Source organism: Dactylosporangium sp. NPDC051485, assembly GCF_040682015.1.
In the GTDB taxonomy this organism is placed as follows: domain Bacteria; phylum Actinomycetota; class Actinomycetes; order Mycobacteriales; family Micromonosporaceae; genus Dactylosporangium.
This window is the reverse complement of sequence record NZ_JBFAZW010000113.1, coordinates 21,563-35,072: the sequence shown is the minus strand read 5'-3', so window position 1 is coordinate 35,072 and position 13,510 is coordinate 21,563. Positions and strand designations below refer to the sequence as shown.

The following is a 13,510-nucleotide window of genomic DNA, read 5'->3' as shown; positions in this document are numbered from 1 at the left end:
GCGGGCCCGCGCGCGCGCGCCGCCGCCCCCCGCCGGGGGGGGGGGGGCGGGGGGGGGCGGCCCCCCCCCCCCCCCCCGCCGGCGGGTCAGGCCGGGCTGCCCCGGCGCAGCATGGCCGGGAAGCGGCGCAGCTGGTCGCGCGGGACCACCAGCGGGATGTAGACGGCCAGGCCGGCCACGCCGCCGGCCAGGAGCTGGACCACCGCGTGGGGGCCGGTGAACCGGGCGGCGGCGACGGCCACCGCGGCGGCCAGGATCGTCGAGAGGATCGGGCGGACCAGTGGCCGGCCGAGCGGGCGCAGCGCCACGTTGGCCCGCTGCAGGAAGATCGCGGTCAGTGGGATGGCCACGAGCACGCCGACGCCGGTCTGGGCGATGGCTGCGCCCTTGATGCCGTACGACTCCGTGGCGAACCACAGGGCCGGGATCAGCGCGATGGACCAACCGAGGTAGATCCACAGGGTGGAGCGGGTGGCGCCGGCGCCCATGAGGGCGTCCATGACGAGGCTGGTCACCATGCGCACGAAGGTCAGGCCGACCAGGAGGGCCAGCACCGGCGCGGCCGGCTCCCAGCGGCCGCCGTAGAGCAGCGAGATCAACGGGTGGGCCAGCACCGACATCAGCGCGACGATCGGGGCGACCACGCTCACCAGGACCGGGACCGTCTTGTGCACGCCCTCGGCCAGCGCCCGGTCGTCCGTCTCGGACAATCGGGAGAAGCCGGCCACGGAGACGTAGCGGATGGCGGTGCCGAGGATCGTCTGGGCCCACATCGAGGTGTTGAAGGCGAGCACGTAGAAGCCCAGCAGCTCCTGGCCGCTGATCCGGCCGACGATGGCGAGCTGGACGTTCATCACGATGGCCTCGATGCCGAGGCTGATGGCCAGCGGGAAGCCGTACACCAGCAGCTTCTTCGCCACCTCCCGGTTCAGCCCCACGCGCAGCGGCACCTTCGCGTAGATGGTGACCAGGATGCCGGTCACGGCGGCGCTGGCGACCTGGCCCCAGGCGAAGCTGTAGGCGCCCGCGCCGGCGACGGCCAGCGGGATCGACACCCCGGCCTGGAAGACCAGGCCGATCGTGTTGGCGATGATGAGCTTGTCCTGCTGGAATTCGCGCATCAGCTTGGCGCTGCGCACCGCGGTCAGGCCGTCGATGACGATGACCAGGGTGAGCAGGCGGACCACGCCGGTCGCCCCGGCGTCGCCGGAGAACGCGGAATAGGCCGGGGCGGCCAGCCAGAAGCCGCCGTAGACGACGATGCCGAATCCGGCGGCCAGGGTGGCCGCCGTCGGCGCCATGTCCTCCAGCTTGCCCCGCCACTGCACGACGGCGGCGATGAGCCCGACGTCGTTGATGTGCATGAGCACCGCGAGCGCCGCCGTGGCGACGCCGAAGGTGCCGTAGTCGTCCGGGCTGAGCAGGCGGGCCAGGATCAGGCCCATCGCGAACGAGCCGACCTTGGCCGCCAAGGTGCCGACCAGGCTCCACTTCAGACCGCGGCCCGCCTTGTCGCTGATCTCAGTCTGGATCAGCTGGATTTCTTCAGTGTTGGTCACTCAGCAGCTCTCTGCGCCGGGATCGTCGACTGGTCCGCGCCGCTGCCGCCCTCCTCGATCTTCTCGAGCCAGGCTTCGCGCCAGTACGGAGTGATCGCGCGGGGGCATAGCGCGTTGAGTGCACCCTCGCAGATGACGCCCTCCAGAACAAGACAAGGGCTCTTCATATGGATCATCCGGCCGGTGTTCTCGTCCACAATGTGTTCGACCCGGCGGGCGATGCGGGCCGTTCGGCCGCAGTGCCTCGCCATTTCGGAGTCGAAGCCCATCCCCCGGTTGAGCAGGTTGGCGTCCAGGGTCGGCTCGATCTCCTTGCGCGACAGCACGCGCACGAGGTCGCCGACCTGCAGGCCCTTGCGGATGTCCGGGGTCTTGCCGACCGCGCGGCCCTTGAGGAAGCCCCAGTGCCGGCCGCCGCGGTGGCGGGCCCACTTCGGCAACACCTTCGTGCTGACGCCCTGGAAGCGGTTGTAGAAGCCCACGCCGATGGCCCGGGCCGCCCACGCCGCGCCGAAGTTGCCGGTGCGCACGTCGGTGACGAACTGGCCGAACTGCTTGAGCGGCAGCACCTCGGGGGCGGAACGCAGCAGCTCGGTGGCCTGGCACCGGTAGCGCTCGGCGCCGTCCTCGAAGCGCTCGCCGCGCGCGTTCAGGGTGATCAGCGGCAGCAGGCGGGCGTCGTCGGGGGCCGCGGCCGACGGGGCGGCGACGGCGGGGGCGGCGGCCGTGGGCTCGCCGTCGGCGACCTTGCGCAGCCACGCCGTCTTCCAATAGATCATGCATGCGGCCTGGCAGCCGCCGTGCCCGCCGCCGTCGCAGCGCACGCCTTCGAGGTGCACCGCGTTGTCCATCTTGCGAATGCCCGTGCGGGTGAGGGTGTCACAGGTCTTGTGTGCCGACTTGTACACCCGCAAGCGCTGGCCGCAGTACTGCAGCATTTCGGGCATGAATTGCAGAGCTTCGTATTCGCCGCTCTCATCCAGAGTGGCGAGAATCTCCTCCTGGGTGAGCACTTCGACCAGGTCGCCGGCCCGCAGGTTCAGCGCCTCCTGCCGGACCGAAGTTTGGGTTTGCAAGTCAGACCGCCTCCGTGTGTGACCGCGGTGCACCGCGGTTCTGCCCTACCGAATCTCACACCCGCCATCACCCGGGTTACGTTGCGTGGGGCCGACTTGCGTCCTCCCCACGGCGCCTCTCGGCCCGGGCTCGCGGCTGCTTACGCGCTGGAGTTGAAGGGTTACGACGAAGCCCGCCGCCGGCTTCTCCGCGTTGCTGCCCGAAATCTGCTTTCCGCGGAAAAAACGACATTCCGCGCCTATGCTCTCCACGTTGATCGCGAGCAGATATCCGACACGGGACGGGCGTACTCTACGCATGCCCGGAACCGCCCTCTGAGAATATGACAAATTTATGACGCATCTTCCAGTCCTACTTGGTCCCGGCTATGTTCACCGCGGTTCTCATCTCGGCCAAACCAGCTCGTGGGGGGTCTGGTGACCGTGCAAAATCGCCCATTTCACTTCATCACGTCGATGCCGCGTCTGCGCCAACCGATCGAGCAGTGGCGGGATCAGCTAAGGCAAATCGAAGATCTCGGATATCACTCGGTCGCGATCGCCGATCATCTCGGCGACGGCTGGTCGATGGACCCGATCACGATGATGGCGATCGCGGCCGAGGCCACGACGACGCTTCGGGTCGCGTCGAGCGTGCTGTGCAACGACTTCTACCACCCGTTCTTCCTGCACCGGTCCATCAGCAACCTCGATGTCATCTCCGAGGGGCGGGTGACCCTGGGGCTCGGCGCCGGATGGCGGCCGCGCGACTACGCCGTATGCGGGTTGCCGTTCGACCCTCCCCCGGCCAGGGTCAGCCGATTGGAGGAGTCGATCGCGGTCCTCAAGGGCCTTTTTGCCGGCGAACGGTTCAGCTTCGAGGGGGAGCACTTCACCATCGGCGACGCGCTCGGCGCGCCCCGGCCGGTGCAGACCCCGCACCCGCCGATCATGGTCGGCGGCGGTGGGCGGCGGATGCTGCAACTGGGCGGGCGCGAGGCCGACATCGTCGGGATCAACCCGCCGCGGCTGACCGAGTACAGCGACCCGGCCCGCATGGCACACGAGCTCAGCGCCGAGGGGCTGCGCGACAAGGCCGCCATCGTGCGCGCGGCCGCGGCCGAGCGGCGCGACCCGGACGAGGTCGTGCTGCAGGCCAACCTGCTCGACGTGCGGGTCAACACCGTGGCGGGCACCGTGAGCCGCTCCACCTCCGGCCTGGTCGACTGGCTGGGGGAGGCGGCGGTGGAGCAGTCGCCGCTGGTGCTGCACGGCGACGTGGAGCGCTGCATCGACGCGCTGCTGGAACTGCGCGAAACGGTCGGCATCACCCAGGTCCACCTGGGTAGCGACCCGCACGGGGTCGCCGAAATCGTGAAGCGCCTGTCCTAGGATTCGGGCTAACCGAAATCTAAGGCGGCAGTAAAGCGCATTTAACGAGGGTATCGAAGATCAGCATTGCGCATTCGCGTGGCCACTTCCCGTGACGAAAATCCCGGGTATGGTGGTCCGCGGCCTTCACCAATCGAGCGCGAAGCGCGAATGGGACAAGGAGCAGCGATGCGAAAGACGTTACGAATCGGCATGGCCGCCGCGACGTGCGTGATCCTGGCGGCCGGCCTGGCCGCCTGCAAGGACCCCGACCGGCCCTCGGCCGGCGGCAGCACAGGGCCCTCGGCGCCGGCCCCGGCCTCGGCCGGCGCGTCGGCGGAACCGTCGGCGGACAGCGGCCTGGGTAGCCCCTCGGCAACGGCGAGCCCGTCGGCCAGCGCCTCGCCGAAGAAGTCGGCCACGACCGGCAGCGGCGGGAGCGGGGGCGGCGCCGGTGCCGGTGGCGGTGGCAGCACGGGCGGCCCGCGCACCACCGGCAAGCCCGACGCCGGCACCACCGGCGTGCGCCCCGGCGTGCAGCTCACCGTCGTCAACGGCGACCAGACCTTCGCCACCGACGGCCAGGTGATCAGCGGGAAGGACTTCCACGGCTTCGTCAAGGTCACCGGCAAGAACATCCGATTCGTGAACTGCGTCTTCCGAGGCCGGGCGACCAGCAGCAACAACGCCCTGCTGGACACCGACCGGGGCAGCGGCACCGTGGTGGAGGACTCCGAGTTCGTGCCCTCCAACCCGTCGGCGACGCTGGACGGCATCTACGCCAACAACGTCAGCATCTACCGGGCCAACGTGCACGGCAGCGTCGACGGCATCAAGACCGGCAGCAACGTGCTGGTCCAGGACTCGTACATCCACGACATGTCGTGGTTCGCCAGCGACCCCAACCAGGGCGGCGGCGCCACCCACAACGACGGCGTGCAGGGCTTCCTCGGCGACACCAACGTGGTGCTCAGGCACAACAACATCGACATGTCGACCACCCACGACGGCAACGCGGCCTTCCAGGACTCGGCCAAGAACTCGCGGGTCGAGGACAACTGGCTCGACGGCGGCGGCTGCACCCTGAACTTCAACCACGTGAACACGCCGCTGGGCGGCATCGCGGTGGTGAACAACCGGTTCGGCCGTCACTCGTCGTTCAAGTGTCCGATTTTGCTGAGCACGCAAACCACGCTCAGTGCCAATTCTGGAAATGTTTGGGCCGACACCGGAGAGCCGATTCCGGCCCCGCAGCGCCACGATTAAGTGAAACCAAAGAAATGGGCCCCGCCGGCGGCGGGGCCCATTTCTGTATCGGCGTCCGATTTCAGTAGGCGCCCGTGCCGCGCACGACCGCGGAGACCGTCCGGCCCAGGATGCGCAGGTCGAGCAGCGGCGACCAGTTGTCGACGTAGTTGAGGTCGAGGCGCACCGACTCCTGCCAGGACAGGTCGGAGCGGCCCGAGACCTGCCACAGGCCCGTCATGCCCGGCTTGACCAGCAGCCGCCGGCGCACGTCCTCGTCGTAGCCGGCGACCTCCGAGGGCAGCGGCGGGCGCGGGCCGACCATCGACATCGTGCCGTTGATGACGTTGAGCAGCTGCGGCAGCTCGTCGAGCGACGTGCGGCGCAGGATCGAGCCGACCTTGGTGATCCGCGGGTCGCGCTTCATCTTGAACAGCAGGCCGTCGGCGTTCTGGTTGAGGTGGGCCAGCTGTTCGCGCACCTTGTCCGCGTCCTTGACCATGGTGCGGAACTTGTAGCAGGTGAACTCCTCGCCCTTGATGCCCGTGCGGGTCTGGCGGAAGAGCGCCGGGCCCTCGCTGGTCGCCCGGATCATGAAGGCGACGGCGAGCATGAACGGCCCGGCCAGGATCAGCAGGATGGTGGCCAGGAGGCGGTCGAGCACGTTCTTCACCGCGCGCTGGGGGCCGGTGAGGATGGGCGCCCGCACGTGCAGCAGCGGGCCGCCGCCGCTGGGCAGCACCGCGACCCGCTCGGGGGCGACCTCGGGCAGGGCCGGCGCGACAAGCAGCTCGATGTCGTTGTCGGACAGCTCCCAGGCCAGCCGTCGCATCGCGAAGGGCTCCAGCTCCAGCGGCAGCGCGACCAGCACCGCGGTGCAGCCGGCGCCGAGCGCGGTGCCGGCGACGTCCTTGAGGTCGCCGTACACCGGGATGGAATGCGCGGTGATCTTGCGAGCCTCGTCGAGGTCGGTGATGCACGCCCCGGCGACCCGCAGCCCGTAGGAGCGGTCCCGCCCGAGCGCGGTGAGCAGCCCGACGACCGAGTCGGCCGGGCCGACGACGAGCGCGCGCTGGCGGACGTACTCGCGCTGCAGCGTGCTGAGCATCGCCACCGTCGCGTAGCGGCCGGCGACGGTGAGCACCGTGGCCACCGGCACGGCCACGATCAGCGGCTTGAGCAGGTACAGCATGTCGAACAGCACGCACACGGGTGCGAGCACGGCGACGGCGATGACGGCGGCGCGGATGGTCCGGTAGATGGTGCCGGTGCGGTTCTCCAGGAACCACCGGTCGTACATCCGGCAGCCCGCCAGCAGCACCAGCCAGAACAGCGCGAAGCCGGTGACGGAGTACGCCGGTGGCACGCCCTCCCCAGCGGCCACGAACGCTCCGCCCATGAGATCGGCGGCCATGAACAGCACGACGGTCGTGATGGCGATGGTCACCGCCAGCACATCGCCGAGAAAGGCGACGAGCAGGTTGCGGCCGGTCGACCTGAGCTTGCGACGCTGGACTCCTGGGAACGCCGCCATCACCGCGGTCTCGACCGTGGCCGAATCCGCCAGAACCATCCCAACCCCCTTACGTGCCTGCTCAGATCCACTTATCGAAGGTGAAATGTGGGTGGCGCCGACCCCGGCCACAGCCGGTGCGCGGTCGAACCCCGGCGGTAAGGTACCGAGGATGTTGCATAGCCGGTACCGTCGTGCCGCATTCCCGACCTGGCTGAAGGTGCTATTGACACCGCGGGTGCTGCACCCTTGCCGGAATCGCCGTCCAATAAGGGAAAATAGGACAAGACGCCACGCCTGAACCCCGAAATCACGCTGTGTCGCCTTAATTGGGTTCTATGCCGGACTTAAGGTTCCAACAGAGATGGCCGGCGATGGTTGGCACCCCGTCCGGCCAGGTAGAACGCTTGATCGACCCGAGGGTCACCGTGATCACCGTCCGTCCAACGACCGTTACTCACTGCATCGCCTTAAGTTGGCGTCACCCTCGAGCCGTCGCCCCCCGACAGCAATGGCGCTTCGCCTTCCACCCTGTTTACCAGGCACCCGCCGATTTGGCCGGGCGACATTGGGACAAGGGGTGTTCGAAATGCATGAGCACAATTTGCTGGCCGGGCTTTGGTGCGCCGCCGTTGGGAGGATAGCAGCGCCCGGCCACGTGGCGGCAGGCGCACCCGAGTGAAGTTCGTGTCCGGAATCGACGTTTTCGCAGCTCGTACGGCCCGTTGGTCGGGATATCACCCGGCCCGTCGGAGGACTTGTTGCCGTACTTTCGGTCCGCTCACTCGCTCCGCCGGTACTATCCGGGGCTATCCGGGTGGCTTCGAATTCCATGGTGGGAGCAGCTCGTGGGGAGTAGTACCGCGCCCGTCGTCAGCATTGTCACCGTCGCCCACAACGCCCGCGAGGCCCTGCTCAAGGGTCTGGCCGCGGTGCAGGCCGGCACGGAGGTGCCGGCCGAACTGATCGTGGTGGACAACGGCTCGACCGACAACACCGCCGCGGCCGTGCGGCACGCCTTCCGCGAGGTCGCGCTCGAGCGCCGCGACGCGCCGCTGCCCCCGCCGGCCGCGGCCAACCTCGGCGCCGCCCGCGCCCGGGCGCCCTGGCTGCTGTTCCTCGACCCCGGCCTGGAGCCGGTCGGCGACGCCATCCGCACGCTGGTCGAGCACGCCGGGGGCCATCCGGAGGACCGGCTGTGGACCGGCCGCACGCTGCGCGACGGCGCCGACGACGGGCGGACGGTCGAGGGGCCGCCGTCGCTGTGGGGCACGGTGTGCCTGGCCGCGGGGCTGCCGCTGGAGCCGGAGCGGCTGCCGGGGCTGGACCGGTCGATCGGGGGAGGGGTGCCGGCCCTCACCCCGCGGATGCTGCTCGTGGAGCGGGGCCTGTGGGAGACCCTCGGCGGGTTCGACGAGTCCCTGCCGGCCTGCGATTTGTCGGTACGCGCACGAGCCCACGGCGCCCGCCCGACCCTCGTCCCCGACGCGCAGATGGCGTCCCTGAGCCCCGCGCCGGCCCGCCCGCCCGTCTCCACCGCGGGGCTGGCCGGCCGGATGGCGTTCGCGCGCCGGCACTGGAGCCCGGGCCGCGCCCGGACGGCGGGATGGGTGCTCGGCGCGGCCGCGCTGCTGCGCTCGGTGACCGGCGACCCGTGGCGGACGGCCTGGCAGGCCCGGGCCGCCTGGCTGTCCACGGTGGACGGCGGGCACCTGACGCCGCTTCCGTCGGGGCCGCCGCTGACCGCCCTGCCGGCGCAGCAGGCGCGCTCGCCTGAGCTCGCCCCGCCGCAGCCTCGTGAGGACTCGCGTCAGCCATAGCCCGGGCCGGTGCGGCAGGCGCGCTCGCCCGGCGCGTCAGCCGTAGCGCGGGGCGCCGCGGGAGCGCTGGATGTTGGGGGTGCGCCGGTCGCGCGCCCGCCAGCAGCCGGCGTGCCAGTGGCGGCGATCCGTCAGGTCGCCGCGCTCGTCGGCCGGCCAGGCCACCAGGTGCGGCACACCGGGCGCGATCTCCTGGTCACAGCCAGGGCAGCGGTACGCCTTGACAGCCGCCCCGGCCGGGATGTTGCGCACCTGCCACTCGCCGTCGCTCCATGCCTGCACGGCGCCGACGCCGCGCTTGATCCGCTCGAGGTCGAGCGGCGGCGGTTCGTCGTCGCGCTTGGGGTGGTTGCGTCGGGGGGACACGTTGTCAAGCGTAATAGTTCAGCGCTTGGAGTAGTCGCGGAAGCCCCGTGCGACCTTGCGGCCCAGGTAGCCGGCCGTCACCAGGTGCTCCAGGAGCGGGGCGGGGGCGAAGCCGGGCTCGCGCAGTTCGAGGTACAGCTCCCGCTGGATGGCCAGCGACACGTCCAGCCCCACGACGTCGAGCAGCTCGAACGGGCCCATCGGGTAGCCGCAGCCCAGCTTCATCGCGTTGTCGATGTCGTCGGCGGTCGAGTACGAGGCCTCGACCATCTTGACGGCGTCGTTGAGGTACGGGAACAGCAGCGCGTTGACCACGAACCCGGACCGGTCGGCGCACACCACCGGGTGCTTGGCCAGCGCCCGGCAGACCGCGGTGGCCGTGGCCACGGTCGCCTCCGAGGTGCGGATCGTGCGCACCACCTCGACCAGCCCCATCACCGGGGCCGGGTTGAAGAAGTGCAGCCCCACGACGTCGGCCGGCCGCTGGGTGGCCATCGCCAGCTCGATGACCGGCAGGCTCGACGTCGTCGTGGCCAGCACCACGCCCGGCTTGCAGATCTCGTCCAGCGAGGCGAAGAGTGCCTTCTTGACCGACAGTTCCTCGACGACCGCCTCGATCACCAGGTCGACGTCGGCGAGGTGCTCGATCGTCGCCGACCAGGTGACCCGGCCCAGGGCGGCGTCGCGCCCGGCCTCGGTCAGCTTGCCCCGCACCACGCCCTTGTTCAGCGAGGTCTTCAGCGCCTCGCAGGTGCGCCCGGACTGCTCGGCGCCCCGGGTCACCGAGACGACCTCCAGCCCGGCCCGGGCGAAGACCTCGATGATGCCGGTGGCCATCGTCCCGGAGCCGATCACGCCCACCTTCGCCACGCCCTGCGCGGCCGCCGCGGCCTCGGCGTCGCTGCCCGGGGTGGCCTCGTCGGCCACCACGACCGGTGAGCCCGGCTTCTCGTACGTGTAGAAGCCCCGCCCGGACTTGCGCCCCAGCAGCCCGGCCGTGACCATCTGCTTGATCAGCGGCACCGGGGCGTGCCGGCGGTCGCGCCCGCCGCGGCGGTACATCGTGTCGAGGACCTCGTAGGCGGTGTCGAGCCCGATGAGGTCCATCAGCGCGAGCGGCCCCATCGGCAGCCCGCACCCGAGCCGCATGGCCGCGTCGATGTCCTCGCGGGTCGCGTACCTGGACTCCAGCATGGAGACGGCCTGGTTGAGGTACCCGAACAGCAGCGCGTTGGCGATGAACCCGGCCCGGTCGCTGATCGTGACGTCGACCTTGCCCAGCCGGGCGCACAGCGCCTCGATGTCGGTGACCACGTCCTCGGCGGTGACCACCGTGCGCACCACCTCGACCAGCTTCATGATCGGCGCCGGGTTGAAGAAGTGCAGGCCGACGACCTGGTTGGGCCGGCTGGTGGCCACCGAGATCTCGGTGACCGACAGGCTCGAGGTGTTGGTGGCCAGGATCGCCTCGGGCTTGCACACCCGGTCGAGCTCGGCGAAGAGCCGCTGCTTGAGGTCGAGCTGCTCGGGCACCGCCTCGATGACCAGGTCCGCGGCGTGCAGCGCGTCGAGGCCGACGGCGAAGGTGACCCGGCTCAGCAGCGCGTCGCGCTCCTGCTCGGCCAGCTTGCCCTTGCGCACCGCCCGGTCGACCGACCCGCGCAGGATGTCCTCACCCCGGCGCAGCGCGGCGTCGGTCACCTCGACCGCCGTCACCGCCACCCCGTTGCGGGCGAACACCTCGACGATCCCGGCGCCCATCGTGCCGAGGCCGACCACGCCCACGGATGCAAACTCGCGCCCCATCGCACGCCCTTCCCAAACGAACGCTCAGGTTACCGGGCGAGTCTGCCATGGCGGTCCGGCCCCGACCTTCCGGTGTGGCAAATGCCCTAAGCGCCGGTGGGCGCCGCGGGCCGGGGTCAGTTGCCGAGGAACCAGCGGGTGGTGGAGGTGCGCACGGTGCGCGCCGGGTGGGTCAGCCGCCATACCGTCCCGCACATGCCGCAGGTCAGGGCCAGAATCATCGTGTACGTGCTGAAGCTCAGCGAGTCGAACGTCCCGGCCACCACCAGTGCGATCAGCTGGGTCGAGATCAGCGCCGCGCAGAGGTGCTTGTCCTCCGGCGTGCTCGATCGGCGGTACGCCAGGAACGCCAGCACGATGCCCGTGAGGTGCAGCAGGGCGAGGACCATTGCGCCGATGTAGCCGTTGGCGATGAGCGTGACCAGCCACTGGTTGTCCAGGATCTGGTACTGCGGCGCCACCCACGTCCCGGTGCCCCGCCCGAACCACGGCCGCTGCGAGATGTAGTGGAACGCGAGCGGGTAGCGGTCGGCCCGGACCGTGAAGGCCGGGTTGCTGGACGGGTCGTCGAAGAGCCGGGTCAGCGTGCGCAGCAGGCCCGGGCTCGCCCCGCCGAGGCCGGCGAGCATCACGCCGGTCATGATCAGGATGTTGTACCGCGTGCGCCAGGCCCAGACCGGCACGAGCACCACGAACATCAGGATGATGGCGAGGATGCCCGTGCGGGAGATGGTGGCCGCGTTGCCGGCGGCCAGGCAGATGCACGCGAACGCCGAGATCTGCCGCCGCCAGCGGGTGCCGGCGTGCATGGCGAAGTGCATGCCGAAGGGCAGGATCAGCGCCAGCGTGGCCGCCAGCTCGATGTAGTGCGTGGTCGTCGCGGCCACCCGGACGCCGCCGCCGCGCTCCTCGAAGCCCGGCGCCCAGCCCTTCGCCTCGAGGCCCGGGATCTGCAGGTACGTCGTGATGTCGATCTTGGTGATGTACTGGATGATCCCGATGGCGCCGACGACCGCGCCGCACATCACGAGCACCTTGAGCACGCCGCGCAGCCGGATCCAGTTCGGCACGCCGTCGGCCGCGGTGAGCAGGATGCCGGCGAAGACGCCGTAGTACAGGATCATGCGGTCCGCGGAGTTGGCCTCCATGGTCGTCAGGCCGCGCATGAACCCGATCGCGTAGGAGATGAGCGCCGAGACCAGGAAGCCCATGAGCGCCCATCGCATCGGCTGTGGCCCGGTCATCGACAGCGTCGGCGTGAAGCGCGCCAGCAACCACCAGATGAACAGCAGCAGACCCATGACAAGGCCGGGCCGGCCGATGTCCGTCATGCCGGGCAGGATCAGCCGGGCCGGGACGAGCAGGATCAGCGCGACGGTCGCGCTGAGCAGCGCCGCCGCGTCGATGCGGGTCACGCGGCGGCGGGTGACGTACGTCCGGCCGAAGACGAAGGACGGTTCGAGGTCGGCCGAGTAGTACGGAGTGAAGGTGGTCACCGGTTGGTCGCGCCCGCTTAGCTCGACTTGCCGCGCGTAGCCGTCGGCTTCGGGGGCATCGCGGACAACGGGATGATCACGGTCGAGTCGGCGTCGGGCGCCTTCTCCACCTCGCGATCGCGCGTCTCCCAGCTGGCCGGCCGCTGGTACTGCACGGTGAGCCCGGCGTCCCCCGCGGCCTGTCCGGCCGCCGCGCCGGCGACCACCGGCACCTGGTGGCCGTCCCGCATGCCGCCGCCGTTGTCCGGGGCGCCGCCGCGCATCGCGGTGCCGGCGCGGGCCGAGACCGGCGGGGCCGGCAGGGGAGCGGTGGTCGAGGAGGACTCGTAGCCCTCCTCCTCGTTGCGCCGGCGGTTGTTGCGCCGGCGCAGCCAGGCGTCGCCGCCGATCGTGATGCCGGCGGTGAGCAGGAGCCCGGCCGCGGCCACGGCGACGAGCGCGCGCTTGACCTTCGACGTCGACTTCTTGACGTTGGCGCCGAGGTCGAGCCGCTTGACCGTGATCAGGCTGCTCTCGCCGACGCCGAGCGACGTCTGCAGCCGCGCGACGCTGTCGGTGAAGATGGTGACGAGCTTCTCGGCCGTGTCCCGCGCCTGGCGGGCCGACGTGCCGGTGATCTCGAAGGTGACCAGCGGGGAGTTCTGCCCCATGGTCACCGTGTAGGTGTCGGCGTAGCCGGTGCGCTTGAACTCGTCCACGACGGTCTGGTCCAGCGCCTGCACGATCGCGGCGTTGCCCAGCGTCTGCAGGCCCTGGGAGAGCCAGGGGTTGCGCTGGTCGGCGCTCGTGAGCTGCTGCTCCGGCGTGGTGTTCTTGGCCGGGGCGGGCGGCACCAGTTGCACGTAGGCGGTTCCGACGTAGTCGGGCTTCACCTGGCTGACCGTCACGCCGGTGATGACGGCGGACAGCAGCAGCATCGGCAACGCGATCTGCCAGCGTCGCACGAGCAGCTTTGTGATGTCCCAGAAGTCCAACGTCGTCCTCTCCATGACCGCGCCGCGCGCTGGCCTCGTGTCGGTGCGCCCCCGTGTCGTGCGCCTTCAGTGTCCAGTCGTCTCAGCTGGACGGCAAGAACGGGGCGGGCCGCTCGCCCGACACCCTACTTCCTCGTTGCCAGCCCGCGAATCGGCCTTTGGCTGGGCGAACGCTGTGAATTAGGCTCATGTCGGGTTGGCGACAAACGTTCGTCCGATCAACCGATTACCCATCCAGTACCCCGCAGACCACGATCGCGTCGGCCCTAGCGGGGTATCACCAAAGTTCACGCCAGGGTGAACAA

General features: G+C 70.2%; 10 protein-coding genes. 3 read left to right on the top strand and 7 right to left on the bottom strand.

What is annotated here, in order from left to right; translation table 11 throughout:
- Positions 1-86: 86 nt before the first annotated feature.
- Positions 87-1,559, bottom strand: coding sequence for an oligosaccharide flippase family protein (locus tag AB0M46_RS42110; RefSeq protein WP_363345515.1), 1,473 nt, complete (start codon positions 1,557-1,559; stop codon positions 87-89).
- Positions 1,556-2,572 (bottom strand): hypothetical protein, encoded by a 1,017-nt coding sequence (locus AB0M46_RS42105; RefSeq protein WP_363345513.1) that lies wholly within the window; start codon positions 2,570-2,572, stop codon positions 1,556-1,558. The genes AB0M46_RS42110 and AB0M46_RS42105 overlap by 4 nt, the downstream gene beginning before the upstream one ends.
- A 519-nt stretch (positions 2,573-3,091) precedes the next feature.
- Between AB0M46_RS42105 and AB0M46_RS42100 the strand changes: the two genes are divergently transcribed.
- Positions 3,092-4,006 (top strand): TIGR03621 family F420-dependent LLM class oxidoreductase, encoded by a 915-nt coding sequence (locus AB0M46_RS42100; RefSeq protein WP_363345511.1) that lies wholly within the window; start codon positions 3,092-3,094, stop codon positions 4,004-4,006.
- A gap of 168 nt (positions 4,007-4,174) precedes the next feature.
- On the top strand, positions 4,175-5,251 hold the full coding sequence (locus AB0M46_RS42095; protein WP_363345509.1) for a hypothetical protein: 1,077 nt from the start codon (positions 4,175-4,177) through the stop codon (positions 5,249-5,251).
- 61 nt (positions 5,252-5,312) lie between these two features.
- Here AB0M46_RS42095 and AB0M46_RS42090 read toward each other — a convergent pair whose 3' ends face one another.
- Complete coding sequence (locus AB0M46_RS42090) at positions 5,313-6,803, bottom strand: sugar transferase (protein ID WP_363345507.1); 1,491 nt, start codon at positions 6,801-6,803, stop codon at positions 5,313-5,315.
- A 788-nt stretch (positions 6,804-7,591) separates the two neighbouring features.
- On the opposite strand from AB0M46_RS42090, the gene AB0M46_RS42085 reads away from it, so the two are divergent.
- A complete protein-coding gene (locus AB0M46_RS42085; RefSeq protein WP_363345505.1) occupies positions 7,592-8,563 on the top strand; it encodes a glycosyltransferase in 972 nt (323 codons plus the stop codon).
- A 36-nt stretch (positions 8,564-8,599) separates the two neighbouring features.
- On the opposite strand, the gene AB0M46_RS42080 is transcribed toward AB0M46_RS42085, so the two are convergent.
- From AB0M46_RS42080 to AB0M46_RS42065, 4 genes are all read right to left on the bottom strand, one after another.
- Positions 8,600-8,929, bottom strand: coding sequence for a hypothetical protein (locus tag AB0M46_RS42080; RefSeq protein WP_363345503.1), 330 nt, complete (start codon positions 8,927-8,929; stop codon positions 8,600-8,602).
- Positions 8,930-8,947: 18 nt separating this feature from the next.
- Positions 8,948-10,735 carry a 3-hydroxybutyryl-CoA dehydrogenase gene (locus tag AB0M46_RS42075; RefSeq protein WP_363345501.1) on the bottom strand — a complete coding sequence of 596 codons (1,788 nt, stop codon included), beginning with the start codon at positions 10,733-10,735 and terminating at the stop codon, positions 8,948-8,950.
- Between the two features lie 116 nt (positions 10,736-10,851).
- The gene (locus AB0M46_RS42070) at positions 10,852-12,231 is read right to left on the bottom strand and encodes an O-antigen ligase family protein (RefSeq protein WP_363345499.1); all 1,380 of its coding nucleotides are present in this window, start codon (positions 12,229-12,231) and stop codon (positions 10,852-10,854) included.
- A gap of 17 nt (positions 12,232-12,248) precedes the next feature.
- Positions 12,249-13,220, bottom strand: coding sequence for a hypothetical protein (locus AB0M46_RS42065; protein ID WP_363345497.1), 972 nt, complete (start codon positions 13,218-13,220; stop codon positions 12,249-12,251).
- Between the last annotated feature and the right edge of the window lie 290 nt (positions 13,221-13,510).

Bases quoted from the DNA above. Each gene is read 5' to 3' on its own strand.
- AB0M46_RS42075 (WP_363345501.1), bottom strand. From the start codon at position 10,735: ATGGGGCGCGAGTTTGCATCCGTGGGCGTGGTCGGCCTCGGCACGATG.
- AB0M46_RS42095 (WP_363345509.1), top strand. From the start codon at position 4,175: ATGCGAAAGACGTTACGAATCGGCATGGCCGCCGCGACGTGCGTGATC.
- AB0M46_RS42065 (WP_363345497.1), bottom strand. From the start codon at position 13,220: ATGGAGAGGACGACGTTGGACTTCTGGGACATCACAAAGCTGCTCGTG.
- AB0M46_RS42100 (WP_363345511.1), top strand. From the start codon at position 3,092: ATGCCGCGTCTGCGCCAACCGATCGAGCAGTGGCGGGATCAGCTAAGG.
- AB0M46_RS42090 (WP_363345507.1), bottom strand. From the start codon at position 6,803: ATGGTTCTGGCGGATTCGGCCACGGTCGAGACCGCGGTGATGGCGGCG.